Here is a 25,161-nt window from a genome sequence, read left to right as displayed (position 1 = left end):
CATGTACGAAGCTAAAACAAAAGAAATAGTTTTAAGAAGAGTGAGAGAGGCGCTGGCTAAGCCAGCGCCTTTTCTGCCTCCTACCCCCGATTTCACCTCGCCCCTGCACCACGCCAACACCGATGACCTTTCGGTGATTTTTGTGGAGAACTTTTTAAAGAACAGCGGCGCTTTTTTCTACTGCGAAACAGAAGAAGACTTCTTCGACCAATTATACAAGTTTAAGCAGGAGCAGAAAGTAGAGCATCTGTATGTTTGGGAGACCAACCTACAAAAGGCATTACATTATGCTGGTATAGGCTTTACAGATAATGAGCAGGATTTTATAGCGAAAGCCGAAGCCAGTCTTACAACCTGCGAAGCCCTTATTACGCGTACCGGAAGTATACTGGTGAGCTCCGCTAATGCTGGCGGCAGACGCCTGAGCGTTTACCCGGAAGTACATATGGTAGTGGCTAAAGCCAGCCAGCTTGTGCCGGATATTAAAGACGGTCTGCAGCACCTACGCAACAAGTATAAAGAAAACCTGCCATCTATGGTAAGTCTGGTAAGTGGCCCAAGCCGCACTGCCGATATTGAAAAAACGCTGGTAATGGGTGCACACGGCCCTAAGCAGCTTGTACTTTTCCTGATAGATGACCTTCCGCATTGATCAATTAGCACCCGGTAAGAAAGTATACTTTGCGTCTGATTTCCATTTAGGTGTGCCCGATGCTGCCTCCAGCAGGGCCCGCGAAATGAAGATCGTGCGCTGGCTGGACCAGGTAAAGCACGACGCGGCAGCTATACTTCTGTTAGGTGACATTTTCGATTTCTGGTTTGAGTACCGCCATACTATACCCAAAGGTTTTATCAGGTTACAGGGCAAACTGGCCGAGATAACCGACTCTGGTATACCTGTACTTTTTTTCACGGGGAACCATGATATGTGGATGTTTGATTATTTTCCGACAGAACTAAATATACCGGTTCTTCGCCACCCGATCTCGACAAGTATAAACGGCCATACGTTTTACATTGGTCACGGCGATGGCTTAGGCCCCGGCGACCATACTTATAAGTTCATAAAAAAGGTATTTGCCAACAAAGCCTGTCAGTGGGCCTTTGCCCGCATTCACCCTAATTTAGGAATAGGTGTAGCCAATATGTGGTCGCGCAAGAGCCGTATCAGTAATGTAAAAAAAGACGAACAGTTTCTGGGGGATGATGAGTGGCTGGTACATTACTGTAAAGAAGTAGAAGCTGAAAAGCACCATGATTACTATATCTTCGGACACCGCCACCTGCCGTTGGATTTACCGATCGGGGAAGAAAGCCGCTATGTGAACCTGGGAGAATGGGTCAATTTTTGCTCGTACGGTGTTTATGATGGCACGAACCTAACCCTGGAGCATTTTGAAGCTTAATACCGCTATAGTTATACTTTGCCTGCTGGTTTTATCAGCAGTGTCGTCGGTTGCCCAACAGCCCATGCCAAAGTATATCCGAACTATAGAAGTGGGCTCTACTACGGCTATTTCCACAGATCGTAACAGTGCCGTCTATTATCTGAACTCCAGGCGAAACCTCGTACAGCTTGATTCACTTGGGAGACAGATCACGCTTTATTCGCCGCCAACTACCCTAGCCCGAAATACTACTGTTGATGCCTGGAACTCGCTGAAAGTGCTGCTGTTTAGCCAAGACCGACAGGAACTGCTATTACTCGACAGGTTTTTCAGGCCATTGGTAAACGTATCCTTAGCTGATTTCGAGATACAAAACACCGTAAAAGCTGCTGCCCTTGCCTCTGATGACAGCTTCTGGTTATTTGATGAGACGGATTTTAAGCTGAGTAAACTGGATACACGCCTGCGCAAAGTAACTATAGAAACCCCTCTGAATCTGGTGCTGGACCGAAACAAATTCGACATCAGGATGCTGCGCGAATACCAGAACCTGGTATACTTACTCGACTATAACAGCGGGGTTTATGTGTTTGATAACCTTGGCAACTATAAACAAAAATTGCCCATAACGGGTGTTTCCTATATCGGGTTTTTGGATAACGAGCTATACTTTGTGAAGGAAGGCAACCTGCATTTTTATGACCTCTACAAGCAACAGGAACGCACCATTTCTTTCCCGAAAGAAAAGAACTATACGTCGGTGCTGGTTACCAAAAACCGTTTATACTTGTTCGCCCGCACTACTGCTGACGTTTATAGTTGGTAAGTTATTTCGCTTCTCCTGAAAATATCTTAAGCCCAACAACTCCTGCAATAATCATGAGGATACAAAGAATACGTATCAGATCGCGAGGCTCGTTTAAGAACACAATACCCAATATAGCTGTACCCGCAGCGCCTATTCCTGTCCAGATGCCGTAAGCGGTACCCAGCGGTAATTCTTTCATGGCCTGCGAGAGCAACACAAAACTCAGGATCATCACCACAACAGTAACTATACTTACGCCCAGTTTTGTAAAGCCTTCGCTATACTTCAGTCCAAAAGCCCAGCCGATCTCACAAATGCCAGCTAAAATAAGGTAAACCCACGCCATAGTTTTGTTTTATAGTTACTGTAAAGGTAAAGAATTAGCGTCGGTCTGATAAGGAAATTGAGGGTAAAATGTTTGTTTTATAGTTGAGGATTATACGCATTAGTCATTAAAATCAGGTGTAAGACCTAGCAGCGTGGGCAGTTCCAGCTAGCGTCTGGTGAGATAGTTTATGTCAGTTGCTCGTTGAACCAAGCTATACTTTCATAGTTACCTGTTATCCTGGGAGCTTTACTTACCTATCGTTTTATAGTTGGCTTTGGTGCCCTCACGGCCGGGAGGCCTCGTCTTTGCGTTTCGCGCTGCTTTCGCTTCCTTTGCTCGTTCCTCGCAATGCCTGACGGCACTGGAACCTCTCGAGGCGCTCAACCCAAAGACTGTGATCTTTCGATTGTAGCTGCTTTAGCTATAGTTGTAAAGTTATAGCTCTGTAGCTTTTCTCGTGGCTATAGTTCCGTAGGGACAGGTCGCGACCTGTCCGTGGATGGACTGTAACTATAGAACTATAAAAACAACTATAGCAAAGGCCGAAAAGTCCCCCTTTGAAGGCAGGGCCGTTAAGTTCTGCCGAGAACTATCCCCTTGAGGGGATTATAGGGGTGTTATTCAGGGCCAAAATGCCAATTGTTAGCCAGTTTTAAATTCACCCGCTAATGCAAACACCCCTCTGCGCTCCCCTCAAGGGGAGAATTTGCTAGAACTTAACGGCCCTGCCCCTTTGAAGGGGGTAGGGGGATGACTAACGCCAACTATGAAACTATAACGCTTATTATAGCAATAGCAGAAATTCCCCTCTTGAGAGGGGCAGGGGTGTGTTATAGCGAAGGGTTAATGCATCTTTCAACAAGATCCTTACAGGATGACAAAATAAGAAGCAATAGCCTAAACCCCTCTTCTGTTTTGGGGTAGAACCCTTCTTTAAAAGGAGAGGGCTGGGGTGAGGTAAAACGGGGTTTAAGGTGAACTATAGCTCCGGTTTACAGGGGCAAACTTTTACGATAAACTATAGCCGCAACTATAGCGCCTATACCTGCCACCAGCGTAAGTATAACCTTTGTAAGTATAGCCGCAGTAGCCAGTTCGTACACTACAAAAAGTAACAGCACAGTTAAAGCCAGCCAAGCTATAGGGTAATATGGCACCAACGACGAAGCTTTGTAGGCATTCATATAAAAACCGGCATAGCCCATATACATTAGCGCTGCAAACGTGGTATAAGCCGCCGCCTGGTAACCAAAGATCGGAACAAGTATAAAGTTAAGCAGTATGTTGCCCACACCTGCCACCACCGAAATCCGCCATAGTTTATTTGTATGCTCGCGGTAAGTCAGCGTATTTACCACAACCAGATACATTGGCCTGAAATTATAACCCATCAAAATGATGATCGCCAGTGGATATGCTTGCTGCAGTGCCTTATTCTTTATCAGGAGCTCAAATATTTCCCGCATCCAGAGGCTGGCAAGCGAGGTAGCGAACAGGAACAACCCCAGCAACACAAATGTCAGGCGCCGTACCTGCAAGGCAGCTTCTCTATCGTTTTGGCGGGCCAGGTAGGTAAGGTAAAACGGCGATGCGGCCTGCGTAATAGCCATGGATGCTAGCATAAAATAAGTACCAAAACTAGCGGCTACATTGTATAAACCTATCCGTTGTACAGGTACCCGCAAAACATCCAGCACCAATCTGTCAGAGGTGTCGAGCATAAAGGTGGCCATGTTATGTGGTATAACCGGCAACGAGACACGTAACGAATGTTTTATACGGCTCCAGTTAAAATTAAAAATAGGCCAAAGCCGCTGTTGCACATACACACTATAACCGTTAAGTATAAACCCGACTGCTGTAGAAATAAAATACGCATAGAACCAGCCAATAAACCCCATTCGCAGGTAAGCGATTGTATAGATGTTTAGTCCGACACCTAACACGCCAACTATAAACGAGCGCAACGCTATAGGCAAAGGTTTCTGCGATAACTGGAAATATAGATTACTCTGCATCTCCGTCATGGTAAACAGCATAATGGGCAAGCCGCAAAGCAAAGCCACCTCCAGGCGGTGGGCATCTCCTTCGGCGGGCACTAGAAAGTATAAGGCCAGCATCACCAGCAACCCATACCCCAACGACCACAGCGTAACAAAACCATTTATTTGCCTCCAGATCCAGGTATAGCGCTCTGGTTGCCGGGCATAACTGTTTACCAGCACCACCGAAAGCCCCAGACTCTGCAGCAATGTAAACACTGATATATAGGCTGTAATAATACCAGCCACACCATAATCTGCCGGAGTAAGGTAGCGCGTAATGATCGGAAGCGCCACTACGCCCGCTAACCTGGGAGCCTGCGCTGCCAACCCATAAATTGCCGCATGTGACAGTAATTTCCGAAGCATTGCTTAAAATTATAGTTTAAATTTCAGCATTGTGCATGCAGCTTACAATTTTGTAGCACTTATCAGGGAGCTTGTGTGGCCATTGCCGGTACATTTAGCGGGATGCAACAGCATTCGCACAAAAAATTAGTATATTTGTTACTTATCGAATTAAGAAAACAAGAATACATAGCTATATAAGGAGATCACAAAGTGGGTTGTAATTCATGTTCCAGTGGCGGATGCGGCACCAAAAAAACCAGTGCTGATGGCACAGAGGTGGTTGGTGGCTGCAAAAGCAACGGCGGGTGCAGCACAGGAGGCTGTAACCGTTTAAATGTGTTCGACTGGCTCAGCGATATGGAAATACCTGTTTCGTTTGAGGAGTTCGACATTGTAGAAATAAGATTTAAAGGAGGCCGAAAGGACTTCTATCGTAATACTAACAGATTAGATTTAACCACCGGCGATGCCGTGGTAGTAGATGTGCCAAACGGCCACCACATTGGTTTTGTATCCCTGAAAGGTGAGCTGGTGCGCCTGCAGATGCTGAAGAAAAAAGTGGACAACAACGAAGAGATCCGCAGCATTTACCGCATCGCTACCGAGCAGGACATGGAGAAATTTAACGAAGTCCGTGACCTGGAAGGTGGTGCCATGTACCGCTCCCGCGAGATAATTCAGCAGCTGAGCCTGCGCATGAAATTATCGGATGTGGAGTACCAGGCCGACCGAAGCAAAGCCACATTCTACTACTCTGCCGATGACCGTGTAGACTTCCGTGACCTGATCAAAAAGCTTGCTGAGGAGTTTAAGGTACGTATTGAGATGCGCCAGATAAGCCTGCGCCACGAAGCTGGCCGCCTGGGTGGTATCGGCTCATGTGGCCGCGAACTATGCTGCTCTACCTGGCTCACCGATTTTAAAAGCGTATCAACTACAGCGGCGCGTTACCAGAACCTTTCGCTTAACCCAAGTAAACTTTCCGGGCAGTGTGGCCGCCTGAAGTGCTGCCTGAACTACGAGCTGGAAACCTACATGGAGGCGTTAAAGGATATCCCGACTGTAAACCGCCCGCTTCAGACAAAGAATGGTGACGCTTTCCTGCAGAAGACAGATATCTTTAAAAAGATGATGTGGTTTGGCTTTAAAGGCGACAATAACTGGTACCCGGTTCCGGTGGAGCGCGTGCAGGAAATACTGGAGCAGAACGCCAAAGGTATAGCTGTAGAGTCGCTGACTATAGTTGTAGAAGAAGAGCCGAAGCAGAATGAATTTGTAGCTCAGGTAGAAGGAAGCCTCGAACGACTGGACGACAAGTATAACAAGGCTAAAAAGAAAAAGAAGAAGAAAAAGAAAAACCCGCAAGCTGGTGATGTAGCGGTGTCAGAAGCCGCTCCGGCACAGGTAAAAGAAAGACGTTCGGAAATGGAGCCGCGCGAAGGCGAACAGCGTCGTAACCGTAACCCACGACCTGACAACAGGAACCGCAACCGCGAAGGCGGCCAGGAAAACCGGGAGCCGCGTGGCGAACGTGGCGACCGCGGAAACAGAGAACAACGTGAAGGTAACCGACCTGAAGCTGAGAACCGCGAGCGTAGCAACCGTGACCGCAGAGACCGTGAGGGAGGCCGTGGCGAACGCGAAAACCGTGACCGCCAGAACCGCGAGCCTAGAGCTCCGCGCGAAGGAGGTAACAGACCAACTGCTAACGCAGCACCTGCAGCACCTGCAGCACCGCAAGGCAACGCAGAAGGCCAACCTGCACAACAGCCCAAAAAGAACCGGTCCAGGAAACCGTTCAGAAACCGTAAACCGGATCAGAATAAACCAGACACCAATGTATAAAGCACTTATATGCTGGGCAGCAGTTATGTTGTTGCTCCTGTCTTCCTGCGATCCGGCTCGGGTTTATGAGCAGAACATAGAACTGCCAGATAGCAACTGGGCCATAGATAATGCTCCGGTTTTTGAGTTTGAAATTACCGATCCGGCAAAGAAGTATGAGCTGTCTGTAAACCTGCGCTATAACCTGGAGTACGATTTTTATAACCTGTACTTACAGCACGAGCTTACCGGGCCTGATGGGAAACAGCTATCCAAAAAACTGCACGAAGTACTGCTGATGGATGCCAAAACCGGTAAGCCCTTAGGTAAAGGATCGTCTGACACGTTTGACCTGCAGCAGGTTATACTTAAGGATGTTAGTTTTCCGAAAGCGGGCAAGTATAAACTGAAATTAACGCAGTATATGCGCCGCGATCCGCTGCCACATATACAGGCTGTTGGTATTCGGGTAGCTACCAAATAATACTGATCTGTACCTTAAAGTAAGCCCCCTGTGCAACTATAGTGTTGTACAGGGGGCTTACTTTTTTTCATTTAATCGAAATTGTACCTGCTGCGTAGTATAGGTAATTTATATGTTTGACGTACTCAACACATTTATCTACTTGTAGAGCCCTAACCTAACAAAGCACCATGGAGCTTACCCTTATTATACTTGGATGTACATTTACCCTGTTTTCATTTCTTCCTTTCCTGAAGGTGCCGTGGTGGTGGGTAAGGGTATTTGATTTCCCAAGGCTGCACATCGCTATAATATTGACCACTGTTTTACTGGCTTATAGTTTAAAGTATGCCCGATGGAGCTTACCTGAAATTGCTATGCTGGCACTATGGGCCATTGCTATACTTAACCAGGTACGGTACATCTTTAATTTTACGCCCTTAGCCAAGGTCGAAGCGCTCCGTTCCGAAAAGGAAAAGCCAACCAACACATTTACCATGATGATAGCCAATGTGCGCATGGTAAATAAAAAGCATAAAAAGTTCATGAAACTGGTGTTAAAAGAGCACCCCGATATATTGGTGATGAACGAGCCTAATGAAGCATGGCACGAAAGTGTTCGTCACGAATTTGACAAGCGCTACCCGTACAGCATAAAAAAGCCCCTCGAAAATACCTATGGCATGATGTTGTTCAGCAGGCTGAAATTATCGAACAGTGAGATCCGCTTTTTGGTGGAAGATGAGATCCCGTCTTTTTATACTGTAGTAGAGCTGGAAAGTGGCGATAAGTTTGACCTGTATACCGTACACCCACAGCCACCACGGCTAATGAAGGATACCGAAACCCGCGAGGCAGAACTGTTACTGGTTGCCAAAATGGTAAAGAAAACACGCATCCCGTCGGTGGTTGCCGGCGACCTGAACGATGTGGCCTGGTCCAGAACGACAAAATTGTTTAAGCAGATAAGTGGTTTGCTGGACCCACGCGTAGGCCGTGGTTTCTTTAATACCTACAATGCACACATCCCGCTTTTCCGTTACCCCCTGGACCATGTTTTTTATGACCCGGCTTTCAGGTTATTGCGCCTGCGCCGCCTGGATAAATTTGGCTCCGACCACTTCCCGATAAGCATAACCCTGAACTATGAGCCGCAGCGTAAAGACGAACAGGATGTACCTGTTGCTAAACCGGAAGACCACGAAGAGGCAAACGAGCTGATACAGGAAGGCCTGGAAAAAGGTGAAGAACTGAACCAGGAAAAAAGGAACGGGCAATAAAAAACCCGCTCAGTTTCCTGAGCGGGCTAAAATAGATGAATGAGCCCGAAGGCTGATTATATTTTATAACTTAGATTCTCTCTACGTTAATAGCATTCAATCCTTTTTTGCCATCTTTAACTTCATAAGACACACGGTCGTTCTCACGGATCTCGTGAGTAAGGCCTGTCTGGTGAACGAAGATCTCCTGGTTTGTATCGTCAGCGATGATGAATCCGAAACCTTTAGAAACGTTAAAGAATTTTACTTTACCTGTTTGCATGATAATGAATTTAATTAATTAGCGTAAAGGTAACAAACACTGGCAAATACATGCACCAATGCCATAAATTATTTTCAAAAAAGTTTTCCCCTGCGTCTCTCCTACTATCTTATTCCGTGTAAATGTGTCTTTCTTAAAACACATTTTAAATGCCTGCTTTTTATAGTTAGCAATAACAATGTTACCGTAGCCTCGTATAGCTAAATCGTTCTGTTACACTAAAATGAGCTGTAAACACTGTTTATTTTAAAGTGTAATGTGTAACAAAAGCAGTTGCCGGGATAATAACATTTACCTGGCATTGCTTACTTCGCTCTTATTTTTTTAACTATATAAATCCAGGAGATTTTAACTATGAAAGACAACGAGAAAAACCAAAGCTCCGGCAGCATGTCGGGCAGCACATCAGGATCTTCAGACGCATCGTCATCGATGGGTAACAATACAGGAATGAACAGCAGTACAGGTAGTTCAGGATCAACTTCCAGATCAACTTCAGGTACTAAATCAGGCACAAGCTCATCAGGCTCCAGCCTTCCATCTTTAAGCTCTTCCTCTTCTACATCAGGCAAGGGTAACAAGTCAACTACAACTGGCAGCGGTACTTCTTCTGTATCTTCTAAAGCCAAGACCGGCACTACCTCAAAAGCCAAAACTTCTGCCACTACTTCTAAATCAGGCAAAACTTCCACATCAGGTTCTAAAAGCGGCTCAGGCCAGTCTTCAGAATCAATGGGCGGTTATGGCTCTATGAGTACCGGAAGTTCAGAACAGCAGGGCAACTATGGTTCTATGTCGCAGCAGGGTGGCCAGTATGGTTACGAGGGCGACTTCGGATCATCATCGCAAGGCAACTATGGCGGACAGGGTAACTATGGTTCACAGGGCCAGCAGGGTTACGGCTCGCAGGGTGGTTATGGATATGGTTCGCAGCACAGCAACTATGGCGGCCAGAGCGGCTATGGTTACCAGGGCGACTATGGCTCGCAGCAGCGTGGCAGTTCGCAGCAGGGCAACTATGGCGGCCAGGGCAGTTATGGTTCATCATCGCAAGGCAACCAGCGCCAGTCTGAGAACTGGGGTAGCCAGGGTGGCTATAACTATGGCAACCAGGGCGGCATGGAAGGTAACCGTGTCAGAAACCAGGACACTTACTCGCAGGGCAGTTACGGCAGCTATAGTGGCATGCAGGGCGGCTACTCAGACAGAGAAGGCGACGAGCAGGGCGGCTATGGCGTAATGAACGACCAGGGCGGTATGGGTAGCTACAATGCAACTCGTGGCGAGAGCCGTGCTAACTATGGCTCCTCATCGCAGGGTGGTTTTGGTGGCCATAGCGGTTACGGATCATCTGATAGAGGTTCTCAGAGTAATTATGGAAGCCAAAGCTCTTCAGGTATGAGTGGTTATGGTTCTTCATCTCAGGGCCGAAACAGCCAGGGCGGTTATGGCTCATCACAAGGCAACTATAGTTCAGACTATGGTTCTTCATCAGGACGTGGCACCTCACAAAGCGACTGGGACAGACAAGGCAATTATGGTTCTTCGTCAGGCCGTAGCTCACAAGGCAACTATGGTTCATCATCTCAGGGCAACTATGGCAGCAGCAGCCAAGGCAGAGATTCAGACCGTTACGGTTCTATGGGCTATGGTTCATCAAGAGGCATGAGCGAATACGATAGAGATGACCGCGGCTCGCAAAGAGGCTGGGACTCACAGAGCTCTATGCAGGGCGGTTATGGCTCACAAGGTGGTTATGGCTCTAGAGGCGGCTCGTATAACGACGAGTACCGTTCTTCATCACGCTATGGCTCACAGGGCAGCGATTATGGCCAGGGTGGTTATGGTTCTTCATCAGGACGTGGCACCTCGCAAAGCGACTGGGACAGACAAGGCAATTATGGTTCTTCGTCAGGTCGTGGTTCGCAGGGCAACTATAGCAGCCAGGGAGGCTACGGAGACAGCAACTATAGCCGCGGCATAAGCGGTGGTTATGGCTATGGTTCTGGCAGCTCAAGCCAGGGTGGTTATGGTTCCTCGTCTCAGGGACGAAGCAGCCAGGGCGGTTATGACCAGGAAGGACGCAGCGGTGACCAAAGCCGTTATGGTAACATGGGCAGCAGTACCTCTTACTACAGCGATAACCGTGGTTCCAGCTCGCGCGAGAATTATGGCGGATATGGTTCAGGCAGCCAGCAGGGCCGCCGTAGCCAGGAGCACGACAGTGATCGTTATGAGACACGCCGCAGCGACCGTTACCGTAACCCGGAATCTGAGTATTAATCTGTATTGAATTATCAACTATAGAAAAAGCCACTCCTGCATGGGAGTGGCTTTTTTATGGTGCTTACAAGAGCATTGAAAGGCTAAACAAAACAGTCTTTATGCTCTTTCACAAATTGCCTGAAACTATGTGGCTTGCGGCCGGTAAGCTCCTCTACCCTACTGGTTACCCCACTGGAGTAACCTGCGCGGTGCACGCTGTATAATTCCAGCAAGGCATCGGCCATCCAGTCGGGTACGTGTTGTTGTTGCATGGCTGCTCTGGCATTCTCTTCGGGCACATCTACAAACAATACAGGTTTTCCCGTTACTAGGCTTATGGTATCAGCTACTTCATCTACGGATAAGGCTTCGGGGCCGGTCAGGTCGTATACCTGGCCTTCGTGGCCGGTACCTGTCAGCACTTCTACAGCAACAGCGGCAATGTCACGGGTATCAATATAAGATACTTTCCCATCGCCGCAGGGCATATAGATCTTGCCTTCCTGTTTTATAGTTTCACTGTTATAGTTATCAAAATTCTGCATAAAACTGGCGGGCCGCAGAAAAGTATAGGGTATGCCGCTTTGCTCTATGTAACGCTCTATTTCGCGGTGCCAGCGGCCCAGTTGTATGCCCGGTTCCTCACCCGCACCAAGCGCTGATAGCTTTACGATATGCTTTACTCCTGCTTTCCTGGCTTCATCAACCAATGTCCGGGCCATCTCTGTCTGGTCCTGTGCAAATGGGGTTACCATAAAAACCTTATCGGCGTGCGTAAAGGCAGCGTGCAACGATTCGGGGTCGGTAAATTCCATTTCCACTACTTCCACACCCGGCAGGCGGCGCAGATTTTCACCTTTGATAAGCGAATGTACGCCTGCCCTAACCCTGATCCCATCCAGCATAGAAAGTTGCTTTACCACCTCACGGCCCACCGTGCCTGTAGCCCCGGTTACGAGTATTGTCTGATGCATAATGATCTGCTTTAAGTATACAGCTATAACTACGGTATAGCTGCCTTTCCGGATGAAAAGAAATACCCTGCCGTGCTGCTTAAACTATAGCTGGCTTAGTTACTTTACTTAATTGCTCTGGCCTGAAAGGTAACCAGGTATAGTTTGCCATTTTCGTTGGTGATCAATAGTTGCTCCGGCGATAGGAAAAGTACTGCTTCGGCCTGCCCGGTGCGGCCCAGCGGCAAACAGTAGCGTTTCGCTTTAAAGCTAATACGATCATCCTCCGGCTTAAACAGGTATAAACGGCCATAGCCCAGCAAAGCAAACAGGTTAGACCCGGGCAGCACGTCGGCACCTGTAACCGGAGATTTAACCCTTAGTTTTTCTGCCGGAACTATAGTGTGCGCTGCTCCTGAAACAGGTAGTTTGTATAGTTGTGTGATGGGTTTAAAAGCGCGGCTTTTGGTGAACAGGTAAAGCGAATCGTTATGGTATAAAAATGCTTCGAGGTCGTAATGCTGGCGGCTGCGTGGCGGCGGAAACTCAATCTGATCTGCGAAATTGAATGTAATTGTATCAGTTACCTGCAAGCTGGTTTTATTTAAACTATAGATCTTCAGATCGCGGCGCTGGTTGGCGTTGTTCCCGAAATCGCCCAGATATAAATTGCCTTTTGGGTCCTGGGCCAGGTCCTCCCAATCGGTGTTAGGCACAGATAACGGTATAGTTTGCAGCAATTCACCTTTCAGGTTAAACAGGTATAGCTCTGAGGGTGAGCCGCCGTCGGGGTTGGTTAAAAAGGTAGAATCGGTGGTGCGCGCAAGTCCGGAGCTTTCCTGCATACGTGCCTCCATGCGGCCAACCCTGTCTATAGTTACTTTATAGTTTTTCCGGAGTCGCTCAAAATCACTGGTACGCTTATCAGGCCCGCAGCCACAAAGCGCCGCCTGAATGTACACGTAAAGGGTAAAAAGTTTAATGAGCATGGCAGGTTTTGATTACCGTATTAAAGCTTTTAACGATCTATCAGCCAAAATACGACATCCTTTTTAATCCGGAGCAAACGGCGGGTATATGATTTTTATAATAGGAGGTGTATATTCACATTTTAATATACTTTAAATCCAACTACCCGGAACAAGCTATGCGAACTACTTTACTTTTTACAGTGCTTACGTTGGTATTACACCTGCAGGGGGTTGCACAGCAATCAAAAGTGCGTAACATCAAAATAAAAAACATTGCCGCCAGCGACAGCATCCACATCCCTTTTAACGCTGATTATTACCTGATAGAAGACAGCTGCGCACAGATCATCCGACAGACCCGCTTTAGCCCGGATCGTAAATTTTATGGCACTTTCAGGGACGTGCGCCGCACCAATCCGGAGCAGGTGATGGCCAGCGGCACCTACACCCCCGAGGGGCTGAAAACCGGTTTGTTTACTGTTTATTATGCCAATGGCAAAGAGCGCGCAACGGGCAACTATGAGCAGAATGAGTTAACCGGTACCTGGAAACTGTTTTACGAGAGCGGCAACCCAAAACTGATTTTCATGGCTGATAAAGGAAAGGTAACAATACTGGATGCCTGGGACGAAAACGGGAAGCAACTGGTAACGCAGGGCACCGGAAGCTATACAACCAAAATAGGCAGCATAACCTGGAGCGGAAAACTGCTGAACGGCAAACCCGAAGGCACTTGGCGCGCAAGCAATTTTACTGCTGGCACCACCACTTTTGTATTAACCGAGAAGTATAAAAACGGCGAATTTGTGAGTGGCTCTGGCCCCTTGGGTACTTACAAAGATGCGCCACGCATTGTTTGGGTAAACCCGTTAGAGCTCCCCTACCTGACCGCCGAAAGAATGAATGTATCGTTTACACCCTGTGGCGTAGCTTATAAAACCGGCGCTTATTACAGAAATGGAGCCGAGGCGTTCTCCGAAGAAATAAAGAAACAAGTGTCAGATTATCTGAAAAACGTGAATCTGAAACCTTACGAAAACGAGCTGAACATTGAGGGTGAAATAGCGGAGGACGGAAGAATTATCAACTTTACTTACCGGAACGCATTTAACGACAGGATTGCCTCAGGTATAGTTTCCGCTTTAAGAAAACTGCCTTCGCTGGAGCCTGCCCGCGCCGATGGCAAACCTATCACACAGAAATTCGAGATAAAGTTTGCTTTTCATTCAGGGGTGTACCGTTTCAACTACCGCTTTATGCCATTGTAGTATAACTGGCTATAGTTTAGAGTTACACCGATTTAACCTTTTCCAGCAGCTTGTTTTTATCGGCCCAGAACTGGCGGCTGTACACTTTTTGGTATGGCCAGTGGCGTTGCTGCAATAGCTGCGGCACATCGGCATGCGAGTGCCTGACCGATACGTGGCTATAGTACAGGTCATCGTCTGTAAGGATGGCGGCTTTGTATTTTCCGTTCTCAACTATAGTTAGGTCGGCAAATGGCACAGTGGGTTGTAAGTCAGGATTAGACGCTGCCAGTTGTTCTTTTAACAACGGCACTTGTTCCGGCATAGGCTCGGTTTTGGGCTGATACGTAAAGTTGCCCTGGCTCACTTGCCGCGCATAGTGCAGGTATTGTTTCAGGAGCTTCGGGCCATGGTGCTGGGTATACTCTACGTGCAGTTGCTCCGGAATTATGCTGGCTACCACTATAATTTTGCGCTTGGCGCGGGTAACCGCTACGTTTAACCGGTTTTCGCCACCGGCCTGGTTCAGGCTTCCGAACTGCATGGCAAAACGGCCTTTCTCGTCCGGAGCGTACCCCACCGAAAGTATGATCACATCCTTCTCATCGCCCTGCATGTTCTCTATATTTTTTACCAGTACCGATGGCGGCAGAACTATAGTTTGCTGTTGCGCCCGCTCTTCCAGCAGGTTCTGTACCAGCATTTGCTGGTTATAGTTGAATGTGATGACGCCCACATCCTGCTGGCCTTGCTGCAGTAGATCAAATACCAGTTCTATCACTTTTTCAGCTTCGGGTAGGTTGCTGTTGTTTTGCCAAAGTCCGTTTATTTGCTTGTATTCTATAGCTGGCTTGGCTGCGTTCAGTTCCTGCAGGTCCGGTATCAGCTCGAGTTTGCTGCGGTAAAAGTACTGGTTCGAGAATTTGATCAGCTCCGGGAAATGGCTGCGGTAATGCTGCGTGAGCATGGTTTGAGGCAAATACAAACTACACAACTGCAACAACGATTCTGCAGATAGCTCTTCCACTTCTTCGTCGGTAGCATCGCTCCAGCGGGCGCGGTACAGATCGGATGGCTTTAGCTGCTGCTCGTCGCCGGCAACTACCACCTGCGCGCCGCGCAACATGGCCGGTATACCCGTTTCGGCAAAACACTGAGATGCTTCGTCAAAAATCACCACATCAAAACAACGTTCCAGCGGCAACACCGCCGACACCGTTTCAGGCGAAGCCAGCCAGCACGGCACTAAATTTAATATCTCATCAGAGAACAACGAAAACAGCTTCCTGATCGGGTAAAGGCTACGTTTCTTGCTGACCTGCGCTTGCAGTCGGCGGTAGGTTACGGCATTGCCCAACCGGTTAAATTCCATAGCAGTGTAGGTCTGTTCTCTCAACTTAGACAGCACAATTTCCTGGCTCAGGCGTTGTTTTTCGATTAGCAATTTCTGCAGTTCCTGTTCCAGGTTTTCCAATTCGCCGCTCGACGCCATGCGCAACTCCGGATGCTGATTCTCAATTTCATAAAGCCACGCCAGGTACAAACTGTTCAGGAAAAGCTGCTCGCCTTCGGTAGCAGAAACTATAGTTTGCGAGAGTAATTGGTGTGCAGTTTCATGTTCTGCATCAGTAAAGTTTGCTACCAACGCATCATGAGCTACCAGTTGCTCAAAATGCTCCGTCATGTCTTTAAGTAACGCAGTTTTATAGTTACTGTCATCAACCAATTGCTGTACCTGCGTTTCAGTTAACCATTTCAGCCAGTGGCTATAGTTCGCCTGTAGTTCGGCTATAGTCTGCGTTAAGGTTTGCAGGTGTTGCGTTAAATCTATAGTTAGAAGCAACTTCCCATGCAGTACTTTTTCGCGGTGCAGCTTTTTCAGTAGTTTCTGAGCCTGAAGTAATTTTTCTATAGTTTCGATTTGCTGCAACACCTGGTTCGGATACGCTTCAATTTTAAAATCAGTAACTATAGTTTGGTTGATGGCCTGCATCAGAACTTCAGCCTGCTCGCGTAAGGCAATCCTGCGTTGCAGCTCTCCTACTCCGGCTTCGTTCAGCTCCAATTTATAGTTTGCCAGTGCCTGTTTCAGCACCTTTTTATCGGATGAGAATGCCCAGCCTATCGTTTTAAACAAGTTATTTTGTTGTTTTTCAAAGGCAACTATAGCTTGCTTTATAGTTGGCAGGTCTCGAGCAGGCAAAGCAGCATCCGGGGCCGGGCAAACTAGGTATAGTTCTTTCAGTTGCTGTACCTGTTGCGCGAGTTCTTTGGAGTTGCTTTTAATGATTTGTACTAGCACTTCCGGTACATCATCCTGCTCCAGCAACCCTTGAATTTCGGTTATAGTTGGCAGCGCCAGTTTATACTTTCCCAGATCATCCAACTCAAAACCAAAGCCGCTTAGCTCACTTATTTTTTTCTGTAAAGTCGAATGTTGCTCCGGCAGTTGGCTTATAGTTTGTTCCAGTTCCTGGCGTTGCGGCCAGCCATAGTTTTTAAAGCTATGCCTGTTTTTCCACGTGAAATCATCCTTTGCATAAACTATAGCCTGTTGCAAAAACTGGCGCAGGCGTGGCAGAAACTCGTTTACGGTAGTAGCGGTAAAGAATTTATAGTTAGCAGACAGGGAAATATGGGTTTCCTGCAGGTTGCTGCGCAGGTATAGTTCTTTAGCCGACCAGCCACACATGGAAGTATCAAACAGGGCAGACTTAAATCTCTCGAGTTTTTCTATACAGCGGTTTATGCCACGGCTTACTTCCAGGAAAGTGCGGTCGGTGTAAATGCTGTTGAGCGCCAGGTTCTGCTTTTTATACTCCGGCAGATGATCTATCTGTAGTTGCAGTTGCTGGAAAATGCTTCTGCGGTCGGCGTTAATGTCGTGCACCAGCGCAGTAAATGCACCCAGCCCTTCTTCTGATAAACGTTTGTGCACCACGTCCAGGGCGGCGCGTTTCTGGCTTACCACCAATACCTTTTTGCCACGCGCCGTAAAATCCGACACCAGGTTACAAATGAGTTGCGATTTACCGGTTCCCGGCGGCCCCTGCACCACTATAGATTTGCCCTGTTTTACCTGCTGCAAAGCGGCCTCCTGCGAGACATCCATTTTAAAAACCGTGAACGTGTGCTGTGCCTGCGTGGCTTGGGTAAGAATTTCAGGAGTCACAAACAAATCTTCCATGGTTTGCAGGTCGTCGCGCTCCAGCAGGGCATCGTAATCGGCTAACAAATACGATGCGGCCTGCGGGTAAATGCCCAGCACCGCTTCCTGTTCCAGGTATAGTTGTCCCGGTTTCAGATCAGCTTCGTAATCTGCTTTTTTATAGTCCCGGAAAGGCTTCAGTTTATCAGCAAAAAATTCCCGACCGGCATGTATGGCCTGTTGCTCCTGTTTCAGTAGTTTGTAAACCTGCGTCCGGAATTCTAAAGGATGATCTGGCAACGTGCTTACATCCAGTTCCAGTAAATTTTCTGCTAAAGGCGTGTTGTTATAGTGTGCGTAGGCCAGTAAAAAGCTCTGGTTAAAACGGGGCGGCTGCGCTGTACTTTGCACCAGTTCCCACTCCTGGGCAGTATTTACCTGCAACGATACGGGGTATAAAAAAAGCGGGCAACGCACTATGGTTCCATCGGCAAACGTACCGTGTACAAAGGGCCAACCGATGTATAGTTCTTCGCTGCCGCGCTCTTCCAGTATCATGTCGGAGCGGCGTTTTATGTAGCGCAGGCGTTTGCTCACGGCAGCCACCGGCTCGTAACGGCTGTCGGCTACGGGGCTCAGCACAATTTTCTTCGCTCCCGAAATCAGTTTCTCTACTATAGTAAATGCTGGCTGACCAACTATAAAATCCAGCGACTCCACATCCAGGTGCAACTCCTTTTGCAGGCGCAGCAACAGCAAGGCTTTGTTGCCGGAACTCAGGTTAAGGAGCCTGCGTCGGTAGTTCTTCAGGATGTTCTTCATCAACTATAAATACTGTAAGGTAAAGGGCAAGTTAGCAGCTTTTGACTATAGTTGGTAACGCAGGTTTATAGTTCGGAACGCTGTAATTTTAAAAAGAAGTATAGCTTTGCAGATATTTTTAAAGCACCAGCCCTGTCATACGCAACAAATCATTTTAAATTCAGTTTTAACTAATCTCCTTTTATAGTTACAACCTGCTACATGCACACCCTGACTTTGCACAAGTATAAAGTTACCTATTGCCTGATCGTAATTTTGCTGCTGGCATTTGCAACTGCCTGCAACAAAAAAGACAACAAAAAAATATACCACAAAGGCGATCGCCTGGACCAATACACTACCACCAAACAATACCCCGGCAAAGTAGCCGACGAAAGTCTGGCAGACTGGAAAAAAAAGATCCCCGAAATACAGAAAGTCTCCATTACCTCCACCCTCGATGGTGCAAAGCAACCCGCCTTATTTTACGATTCCGGATCATCTGAAAAGAAACCCTTACTGGTAGTGTTGCACAGCTGGAGCAGCGAGTATTTGCAGGTAGTAAGCATCCCGTATGCCCTCTGGGCAAAGTTAAACGACTGGGTTTTTATACAACCAAACTACCGCGGCGCTTTTAAAAAGCCGGAAGCCATGGCATCTGATGTAGCTATACAGGATATCATAGATGCCGTAAACTTCTCGAAAGGAAGTGCTAACATCGATACATCCAGAATCTATATTGTGGGTTCGTCGGGTGGGGCCATGACGGCGCTGGTTACAGCTGGCAAGCACCCGGACATCTGGGCGGGTGTGGTAGCCTGGGTTCCGGTCTTTAACCTCGTTGATTGGTACAAATTCAGCCAGAACTACCCGCACCGCGACTACAACCGCCACATCGTTACGGCCTGTGGTGGCGAACCTATTCCCGGTACCGCTGCTGCTGCCGAGTGCCTTCGCCGGAGCCCGAGCTCGTACCTGCAAAATGCCAAAGGTGTACCTGTCTTTTTAGCCCACGGAACGATAGATGTGCTTGTACCGCCGGACCATTCGGTTAGGGCGTTTAACATGCTGGTAGATTCCACGGACCGCATACCGCAGTGGCAGATGGACTCGCTGGTGATAAACAAAGAGGTGCCGAAAGAAATGGTGAGCGATGGTCCCAGCAAATATTTCGGCCCCAAAGACCCGAAGGTATTGTATACTAAACACTCTGGAGTAGTAGACCTGGTACTGTACTATGGTGTGCACGACATGGCTTATAACCCCAGCCTGCAGTGGTTGAGCAAACAGCAGAAAAAGCCTGCACAGGTACATTAACTATTTTGCCTTGGAAGAAAGCACTGGCCCCACCGGAAGCAAACCAAAACTGCCTGTTGTAGATCAGGTATCGTCGGGTGGAGTGGCTTTTAGGATAACAGGTGCAACTATAGAAGTGGCTCTGATTTCGGTTGGCAAAGATAACCGCTGGCAATTACCCAAAGGCATTGTAGATTCTGGCGAAACTCCTGAAGTAACTGCCGTGCGCGAAGTACAGGAAGAAGCCGGCCTGCAAACCGAACTACTGGAACAACTCGAAAAAATTGAATACTGGTATGTCGGCAATAAAGGCAATCAGCGCGTGCGTTTCCATAAGTTCGTTTACTTTTACCTGCTCCGCTATAGTTCGGGCAACATACAAGACCACGACTGGGAAGTGAACGAAGCCCGCTGGGTAGAGATAAACCAGGCCCAACAACTCCTCGCTTTTAAATCCGAAAAACAGGTAGTAGCTAAAGCCGCCGAAAAGATTGCGCAACTATAGTTTTCTTTCCTTTCTCTGCCCCAGCTATAACTTAACTGCTCTTTCGGACTTCCTAGTCCGAAAGCCAACTGCAGGGGATTTCCTAATCCCCGTATTCCGGTTTACGCGGATTAGGAAATCCGCATCAGGCGTAGTTCCGGATTAAGAAATCCGAAACAGCGAATTATATACTTTTGCCAGATAACTATAGTCAAGGTACCAACTATGGGCTTTCTTAATTTCAGAAGCTATAACGAAACTCTCCCCTAACTATAGCTCCAAAACCCAAAGGTCTTTCCCGATCCGGAAACAATTAGCTAATTTGCCTGAAGTATTGACTATGCTTTAACCTGACCTTTTTATGAACCGACTCTTTACATTCCTGATAGCTATCGTTTTGCTTACCGGTTGTGGAACTTCCAAAACCCCTGCTGCGTCATCCGTTAAAACTTTTCAGGGTTTACTGGCTGCACACTGCGGCAAATCTTATGCGGGTACAACTATATTTCCTTCGGATGGTACCGATCCTTTTGCTGGTAAGACGCTTGTGATGCACGTGCAAACCTGTAGCGATACCGAAACCCGCATTCCATTTACTGTCGGCGAAGACCGCTCGCGCACTTGGGTGTTAACCAGACTGCCCGAAGGCCTGCAACTGAAACACGATCATCGACACGAAGATGGGACCCCGGATGAAGTAACGATGTATGGTGGTATATCAACTCAGGCTCCAGATGCATTGCAACAACACTTTCCTGCCGATACCTACACTGCTGAGTTACTACCTGCCGCTGCCACCAACGAATGGACCATGGCCATCAGCCCCGACGGAAAAACATTCAGCTATATTTTAAAGCGCGACGGCAAAATGCGTTACCCGGCAGACTTCGACCTGACCAAACCGCTTAACTAACTATACCTTTAGCTTCCGGGAAAAATAATTTCGCCTGCCATTATTTATTTCCTGATGCCCGATCAACTATAAAAAATAGCCTTTATACCTACCAAAAGGAATGTTTATGCCTGGATTTTGTTTGGAATAAGTCGTTTCAAAAAAAATATTTTAAAAAAATTTTAAAAAAAGTATTTCTTCATTTTGTCTTCATCTTGACATAGTAGTTTTGACACATAATCTTACTAAAACGACAAAACGAAAATGAAAAAATTAACTCTAGTAGCTATAGCTGTTCTAAGTGCAGCAACTACATTCGCCCAGACTTCTTCAACTGATGTTAAATCAACTACAAAAGCCAACGGTAAAGTAAAAGCCGATACGCATGGCGCTGCTGTAAGCGGAACAGCAACTTCTGCTACTACTGCCGAGTCAACTACAAAAGGTGCGCTGGTAAGCGAAGTGGCTACCAAAGCTGACGCTACCGCGAAAGCAAATGCTAAGGCCGAAGCCAAAGCCAGAAAGCAGCAGGAAAAGGCTGAGAAGAAAGCTCAGAAAGAACTGAAGGAGAAAAAGGATAAAGTTAAAGCGAAAGGTGAGTCAACTATAGAAACTACAGTAGAAACCGGCGCCGAAGCGAAAACAAAAGCAGAGAACCACGGCCAGCAGGTAGCGCAGTTTGCACAAACTGTTACTTCAGAAGGCAAAGCAAAAGGAGAAGCCATCAGCGAGGTAGCTGCCTCAAACGCTAAAGCTACTACCGAAACATCTGTAGAGGCTGCCGTTGAGACGGAAGCGAACGTTGCCTCAACGATAGATGCGCAGACCGAGCAAAACGACAAAAAAGCAAAGCAGACAAAAGAGAAAGCTGCCAAAGAAGTAAAAACGCAGAAAGACACACACGGCAAAACTGTTTCTGAAACTGCTAAAGGTGTAGATGCTACGGTAACTACTACAGGCCAGACGGTAAAAGAAGTAGCAACTGCCAAGCGCCAGGATAAGCCAACTAAAGTAGACGCTGGTGCTGAAGTAAAAAGCGCTGCGCGTGTATCTGCTGGTCGCCCGGCAAGTGCTGGACGCCCTGTAAGAGTGCTTAAAAAAGGTGGTGTAGCTGCCCCTGTAAAAGTAAATACCGGTGCTAAAGTAGGCGTTGGTGTTAAAGTAGGTAAAAACTAAGAAAATCAGATCTCAGAGCAGGGCTTCCGGTAATGCCGGGAGTCCTGTTTTTATAGTTAACGATCATGAAAAACCAACTTTACTTGTGGATTATGCTGGCGTGGGCGCTTGTTGGTTCTGCTCATGCCCAGACAACAGAAGATTCTGTTACCCGCAAAGCATCCTGGAACGTGGCCCTGGAAGTTGCCAACAACTCATCTTTCTATGGTCGCAACACGGCTACCCGATACCCTTATGCCGCTGCTACATTAACCTATGCACACGCCTCCGGTTTCTGGGCGTCAGCAACAAGCTACCAGCTTTTCGATACCAAAGATTACATAGACGAGACGGACGTATCGGTGGGCTATAGTTTCCCGATAAGCAAGCGCATGAATGGTAACCTGAGCTACTCCCGCTTTTTCTTCAGCGAGAATGCACCTATGGTAAAATCTGTGACCGAAAATGCCGCATCGCTCAACACTACTTTAGACTGGAAATATCTTTATAGTTCACTTACCACCAGCTACTTTTTTGGTGAGAGCAACGACCTGATCGTGCAGTTCGAGAACTCGCGCTACATTGGCCTGAACCCGCTCTGGAACGGCCGCAACCCAGTTGGCCTGGATCCAAAGATCGGCATTACCGGCGGTACGCAGGAATTTTCGGAAACCTATACTGTAGAGCGCAAAAAAGAACTTGGCGACTGGTTTGAAGATGTGTTCACACCGGGCAAAGGTAACAACCCGAAAACCACTACCACCACTACAACCAAGCATAAATTCCAGGTGCTGAGCTATGATCTTTATGTGCCATTGGTGATAATGTTGGGTAACTTTGAGCTGGAGCCGACTTACCGTTATTCTATCCCGGTTAATAAACTGGAAGGTGACGAGTCGGAAGCAAAATCCTTTGTTTCTGTAAAAGCGAGCTATACTTTCTAAACTATAAACTATGCACGTACTGGTTGTAGAAGATGAAGCCGGCCTGGCCGCAGAGTTGATGCACTTCCTGAAGCAGGAACACTACAAATGCGACTGGGCCTGCAACGGCGAGGATGCTTCGGAGCGCATAGCCGTAAACCGATACGATTTTATATTGCTGGACTTAGGCTTACCGGATTACGACGGCCTGGACCTGCTGCAAGAAGCCCGCGAAACAGACTACGAACCGGCGGTAATTATACTTACTGCCCGCGGCGAACTGGAAGATCGTGTAAAAGGACTTGGTTTAGGTGCCGATGATTACCTGGCAAAGCCGTTCTCGTTGCTTGAACTACAGGCCCGCATGCAGGCTGTGTCGCGCCGTAAATTCAATGTAAAGTCGTCGGTGCACGAGTTTCATGGGTTTGAGCTGGATAGTACGGCCCGCACTGTAAGTTATAATGGTCAGAACATTTCGCTTACCAAAAAGGAGTTCGACCTGCTGCATTACATGCTGCTGCACAAAAACCGCATCATGACGCGCCTGCAGCTAACCGAGCACATTTGGGGCAATATACTGGAAGACGATTATGACTCCAATTACATAGACGTACACATTAAAAACCTGCGCAAAAAGCTTTCTGCCCACGCCCCTACCGACTGGATCGAAACGGTTCGTGGTGTTGGGTACAGGCTAACGTTATAGTATGCGGCTCCAATCCAAACTCACCCTTTTCAGCGCTATTTCCAAGATCGTGGTGGTATTGCTGTTGATAGCCTTACTTCCGCCACTGATCCATCGTGTCGCGATAGTTAACACCGATAAACGCCTGAACGAGAAAAAGGACAGCGTACTGGAGATCATCAGCAACCAGGGCATCGAAAACTTTATAGCCGAAGGCAGCGAAGGCGCTTATGGTAGCTACAACCTGCTGAAGGAAGAGTTTATTTCGATAGAGCAGATACCCGAACCTATAGCTGTTGATACGGTGGAGAACTCGCTGCGCAAAGTTGAAAACGAGATCGTAGAGTACCGAGTTCTTAGCCTGACCTTTGAAGTAGACAACAAATATTACCTCCTCGAAATTGGCCGAAGTATAGATACAATACAGGAAAGCATAAACACCATGCAGCAGTATGCGCTGTATTTCCTGGCTGCTGTTATCCTGATCACGGTATTTATCGACCTTGCTTTTAACAAGATCCTGCTGCAGCCGCTTATTGTTATTGTCCGGCGCCTGAAAAAGATCGGCCACCCCAGCACTTTTACGCATAAAACTATAAATACTACCACTTCCGATTTCCTGTACCTTAACAACGCCATTAACGACATGATGGGCCAGATACAGGATGCTTTTCAGAAAGAAAAAGAGTTTATCGGCAACGTGTCGCATGAGCTGCTTACGCCTATCTCTATCCTGCAAACGCGCATGGAGAACCTGCTCACCGACCCCGAAATGCCCGAGCACCTGCTGGTAAAATTAGTCGACAACCAGAAAACACTTCACCGGTTAAAAAACATTATACAGGCGCTTTTACTAATCTCCCGTATTGAAAATGAGCAGTACCTGAAAAACGAAGAAGTAAGCTTAACGGTGTTGGCAAATGAAGTAGCCGAAGAAATTGCAGACCGCGCCGAAGCCAAAGAAATAAAGCTGCACGTAAACCTGGAAGACAACTGGACGCTACCACAGGCTAACTATTCGCTACTGTTCACGATGCTGTTTAACGTGGTGAGCAACGCCATAAAATATAACAAACCCAACGGAAGCATAACTATAAGCGGCGCACCAAAAGGCAAAGGCTACGAATTATGTGTTTCTGATACCGGTGTGGGTATAGCCCAGGAGAACCTGCCCCACATCTTCAACCGCTTCAAACGCCTGCAAGGCCCCGACAACGAAAGCCACGGCTTAGGTTTACCGATCGTACAGACCGTTGCCCGCTTCCATAAGATCAAAATAACAGTAGACTCAACTATAGATGTGGGCACTACTTTCTGTTTCAGGTTTAATGGCCATAATTAGCGCCAATTTCACGAACAGGCAGCAGATATTACCTCTTCCCGACCTTCCCCTAACAACAGGGGAAGGAGCTTGACCTTGGCTATAGATAAGGCTATTGTATTATAGTTGCTGCTGGTCATCCCCCTGCCCCCTTTGAAGGCAGGGTCGTTAAGTTCTAATGTATTTAGCCATCAGTGTTATTTTGTTGGCAAAAGCTGTGATCGCATCCTTCATAGAGTGGAAGCTACATTTTCTGGCGATGTTCAAGGCTATA

The 25,161-nt window shown here is 47.5% G+C and carries 21 protein-coding genes; 15 read left to right on the top strand and 6 right to left on the bottom strand.

Annotated features, from left to right (window positions below; genetic code table 11):
* Window position 1 precedes the first annotated feature (1 nt).
* Genes GWO68_RS16950 through GWO68_RS16940 form a run of 3 tightly spaced genes read left to right on the top strand, consistent with a single transcriptional unit; the run spans window position 2 to window position 2,214 of the window.
* On the top strand, window positions 2–652 hold the full coding sequence (locus GWO68_RS16950) for a LutC/YkgG family protein (protein ID WP_162347664.1): 651 nt from the start codon (window positions 2–4) through the stop codon (window positions 650–652).
* On the top strand, window positions 636–1,406 hold the full coding sequence (locus GWO68_RS16945; protein WP_162347663.1) for a UDP-2,3-diacylglucosamine diphosphatase: 771 nt from the start codon (window positions 636–638) through the stop codon (window positions 1,404–1,406). Before GWO68_RS16950 ends, GWO68_RS16945 begins: the two co-directional genes overlap by 17 nt.
* A complete protein-coding gene (locus GWO68_RS16940; protein ID WP_202923797.1) occupies window positions 1,396–2,214 on the top strand; it encodes a hypothetical protein in 819 nt (272 codons plus the stop codon). Before GWO68_RS16945 ends, GWO68_RS16940 begins: the two co-directional genes overlap by 11 nt.
* Before the next feature lies 1 nt (window position 2,215).
* Here the strand turns inward: GWO68_RS16940 and GWO68_RS16935 are convergent, their stop codons facing one another.
* Both GWO68_RS16935 and GWO68_RS16930 read right to left on the bottom strand, forming a co-directional pair.
* Window positions 2,216–2,542, bottom strand: coding sequence for a DMT family transporter (locus GWO68_RS16935; protein ID WP_162347662.1), 327 nt, complete (start codon window positions 2,540–2,542; stop codon window positions 2,216–2,218).
* Window positions 2,543–3,516: 974 nt separating this feature from the next.
* Complete coding sequence (locus GWO68_RS16930) at window positions 3,517–4,935, bottom strand: oligosaccharide flippase family protein (protein ID WP_162347661.1); 1,419 nt, start codon at window positions 4,933–4,935, stop codon at window positions 3,517–3,519.
* Window positions 4,936–5,274: 339 nt separating this feature from the next.
* Here GWO68_RS16930 and ricT point away from each other — a divergent pair, with 339 nt between their 5' ends.
* The 3 genes from ricT (at window position 5,275) to GWO68_RS16915 (ending at window position 8,484) form a co-directional block, all read left to right on the top strand.
* The gene (gene ricT / locus GWO68_RS16925; RefSeq protein ID WP_162347673.1) at window positions 5,275–6,762 is read left to right on the top strand and encodes a PSP1 domain-containing protein; all 1,488 of its coding nucleotides are present in this window, start codon (window positions 5,275–5,277) and stop codon (window positions 6,760–6,762) included.
* Complete coding sequence (locus GWO68_RS16920; protein WP_162347660.1) at window positions 6,755–7,225, top strand: gliding motility lipoprotein GldH; 471 nt, start codon at window positions 6,755–6,757, stop codon at window positions 7,223–7,225. The genes ricT and GWO68_RS16920 overlap by 8 nt, the downstream gene beginning before the upstream one ends.
* A gap of 170 nt (window positions 7,226–7,395) precedes the next feature.
* Window positions 7,396–8,484, top strand: a complete 1,089-nt coding sequence (locus GWO68_RS16915) for an endonuclease/exonuclease/phosphatase family protein (protein WP_162347659.1) — start codon at window positions 7,396–7,398, stop codon at window positions 8,482–8,484.
* Window positions 8,485–8,554: 70 nt separating this feature from the next.
* On the opposite strand, the gene GWO68_RS16910 is transcribed toward GWO68_RS16915, so the two are convergent.
* Window positions 8,555–8,746, bottom strand: coding sequence for a cold-shock protein (locus GWO68_RS16910; RefSeq protein WP_162347658.1), 192 nt, complete (start codon window positions 8,744–8,746; stop codon window positions 8,555–8,557).
* Between the two features lie 354 nt (window positions 8,747–9,100).
* Between GWO68_RS16910 and GWO68_RS16905 the strand changes: the two genes are divergently transcribed.
* On the top strand, window positions 9,101–11,029 hold the full coding sequence (locus GWO68_RS16905; RefSeq protein WP_162347657.1) for a hypothetical protein: 1,929 nt from the start codon (window positions 9,101–9,103) through the stop codon (window positions 11,027–11,029).
* Window positions 11,030–11,112: 83 nt separating this feature from the next.
* Here GWO68_RS16905 and GWO68_RS16900 read toward each other — a convergent pair whose 3' ends face one another.
* Complete coding sequence (locus tag GWO68_RS16900) at window positions 11,113–11,985, bottom strand: SDR family oxidoreductase (protein ID WP_162347656.1); 873 nt, start codon at window positions 11,983–11,985, stop codon at window positions 11,113–11,115.
* Window positions 11,986–12,089: 104 nt separating this feature from the next.
* Complete coding sequence (locus GWO68_RS16895; RefSeq protein WP_162347655.1) at window positions 12,090–12,953, bottom strand: SMP-30/gluconolactonase/LRE family protein; 864 nt, start codon at window positions 12,951–12,953, stop codon at window positions 12,090–12,092.
* 158 nt (window positions 12,954–13,111) lie between these two features.
* Between GWO68_RS16895 and GWO68_RS16890 the strand changes: the two genes are divergently transcribed.
* Window positions 13,112–14,203, top strand: a complete 1,092-nt coding sequence (locus tag GWO68_RS16890) for a toxin-antitoxin system YwqK family antitoxin (RefSeq protein WP_162347654.1) — start codon at window positions 13,112–13,114, stop codon at window positions 14,201–14,203.
* A 22-nt stretch (window positions 14,204–14,225) separates the two neighbouring features.
* On the opposite strand, the gene GWO68_RS16885 is transcribed toward GWO68_RS16890, so the two are convergent.
* Entirely contained in the window at window positions 14,226–18,152 is a 3,927-nt protein-coding gene (locus tag GWO68_RS16885) for an AAA domain-containing protein (RefSeq protein ID WP_162347653.1), read from the bottom strand.
* A gap of 201 nt (window positions 18,153–18,353) precedes the next feature.
* Between GWO68_RS16885 and GWO68_RS16880 the strand changes: the two genes are divergently transcribed.
* The 7 genes from GWO68_RS16880 (at window position 18,354) to GWO68_RS16850 (ending at window position 24,908) form a co-directional block, all read left to right on the top strand.
* Entirely contained in the window at window positions 18,354–19,448 is a 1,095-nt protein-coding gene (locus GWO68_RS16880; protein WP_162347652.1) for an alpha/beta hydrolase family protein, read from the top strand.
* 10 nt (window positions 19,449–19,458) lie between these two features.
* Entirely contained in the window at window positions 19,459–19,932 is a 474-nt protein-coding gene (locus GWO68_RS16875) for an NUDIX hydrolase (protein ID WP_202923796.1), read from the top strand.
* Between the two features lie 340 nt (window positions 19,933–20,272).
* Window positions 20,273–20,824 carry a hypothetical protein gene (locus GWO68_RS16870; protein ID WP_162347651.1) on the top strand — a complete coding sequence of 184 codons (552 nt, stop codon included), beginning with the start codon at window positions 20,273–20,275 and terminating at the stop codon, window positions 20,822–20,824.
* Between the two features lie 243 nt (window positions 20,825–21,067).
* On the top strand, window positions 21,068–21,979 hold the full coding sequence (locus GWO68_RS16865) for a hypothetical protein (protein ID WP_162347650.1): 912 nt from the start codon (window positions 21,068–21,070) through the stop codon (window positions 21,977–21,979).
* A gap of 65 nt (window positions 21,980–22,044) precedes the next feature.
* A complete protein-coding gene (locus GWO68_RS16860; protein WP_162347649.1) occupies window positions 22,045–22,902 on the top strand; it encodes a TorF family putative porin in 858 nt (285 codons plus the stop codon).
* A gap of 10 nt (window positions 22,903–22,912) precedes the next feature.
* Window positions 22,913–23,587, top strand: a complete 675-nt coding sequence (locus GWO68_RS16855) for a response regulator transcription factor (protein WP_162347648.1) — start codon at window positions 22,913–22,915, stop codon at window positions 23,585–23,587.
* Between the two features lies 1 nt (window position 23,588).
* Window positions 23,589–24,908, top strand: a complete 1,320-nt coding sequence (locus GWO68_RS16850; RefSeq protein WP_162347647.1) for a sensor histidine kinase — start codon at window positions 23,589–23,591, stop codon at window positions 24,906–24,908.
* Window positions 24,909–25,161: the final 253 nt, after the last annotated feature.

Source organism: Pontibacter fetidus (genome assembly GCF_010119545.1).
In the GTDB taxonomy this organism is placed as follows: Bacteria; Bacteroidota; Bacteroidia; order Cytophagales; family Hymenobacteraceae; genus Pontibacter; species Pontibacter fetidus.
This window is presented reverse-complemented; position numbering and strand designations above follow the sequence as displayed.

Coding starts and splice junctions, on each gene's coding strand:
- GWO68_RS16935 (WP_162347662.1), bottom strand. CDS start 2,542: ATGGCGTGGGTTTACCTTATTTTAGCTGGCATTTGTGAGATCGGCTGG.
- GWO68_RS16920 (WP_162347660.1), top strand. CDS start 6,755: ATGTATAAAGCACTTATATGCTGGGCAGCAGTTATGTTGTTGCTCCTG.
- GWO68_RS16865 (WP_162347650.1), top strand. CDS start 21,068: ATGAAAAAATTAACTCTAGTAGCTATAGCTGTTCTAAGTGCAGCAACT.
- GWO68_RS16910 (WP_162347658.1), bottom strand. CDS start 8,746: ATGCAAACAGGTAAAGTAAAATTCTTTAACGTTTCTAAAGGTTTCGGA.
- GWO68_RS16900 (WP_162347656.1), bottom strand. CDS start 11,985: ATGCATCAGACAATACTCGTAACCGGGGCTACAGGCACGGTGGGCCGT.
- GWO68_RS16850 (WP_162347647.1), top strand. CDS start 23,589: ATGCGGCTCCAATCCAAACTCACCCTTTTCAGCGCTATTTCCAAGATC.
- GWO68_RS16945 (WP_162347663.1), top strand. CDS start 636: ATGACCTTCCGCATTGATCAATTAGCACCCGGTAAGAAAGTATACTTT.
- GWO68_RS16950 (WP_162347664.1), top strand. CDS start 2: ATGTACGAAGCTAAAACAAAAGAAATAGTTTTAAGAAGAGTGAGAGAG.
- GWO68_RS16855 (WP_162347648.1), top strand. CDS start 22,913: ATGCACGTACTGGTTGTAGAAGATGAAGCCGGCCTGGCCGCAGAGTTG.
- GWO68_RS16895 (WP_162347655.1), bottom strand. CDS start 12,953: ATGCTCATTAAACTTTTTACCCTTTACGTGTACATTCAGGCGGCGCTT.
- GWO68_RS16860 (WP_162347649.1), top strand. CDS start 22,045: ATGAAAAACCAACTTTACTTGTGGATTATGCTGGCGTGGGCGCTTGTT.
- GWO68_RS16885 (WP_162347653.1), bottom strand. CDS start 18,152: ATGAAGAACATCCTGAAGAACTACCGACGCAGGCTCCTTAACCTGAGT.
- GWO68_RS16870 (WP_162347651.1), top strand. CDS start 20,273: ATGAACCGACTCTTTACATTCCTGATAGCTATCGTTTTGCTTACCGGT.
- GWO68_RS16880 (WP_162347652.1), top strand. CDS start 18,354: ATGCACACCCTGACTTTGCACAAGTATAAAGTTACCTATTGCCTGATC.
- ricT (WP_162347673.1), top strand. CDS start 5,275: ATGGAAATACCTGTTTCGTTTGAGGAGTTCGACATTGTAGAAATAAGA.
- GWO68_RS16890 (WP_162347654.1), top strand. CDS start 13,112: ATGCGAACTACTTTACTTTTTACAGTGCTTACGTTGGTATTACACCTG.
- GWO68_RS16915 (WP_162347659.1), top strand. CDS start 7,396: ATGGAGCTTACCCTTATTATACTTGGATGTACATTTACCCTGTTTTCA.
- GWO68_RS16930 (WP_162347661.1), bottom strand. CDS start 4,935: ATGCTTCGGAAATTACTGTCACATGCGGCAATTTATGGGTTGGCAGCG.
- GWO68_RS16905 (WP_162347657.1), top strand. CDS start 9,101: ATGAAAGACAACGAGAAAAACCAAAGCTCCGGCAGCATGTCGGGCAGC.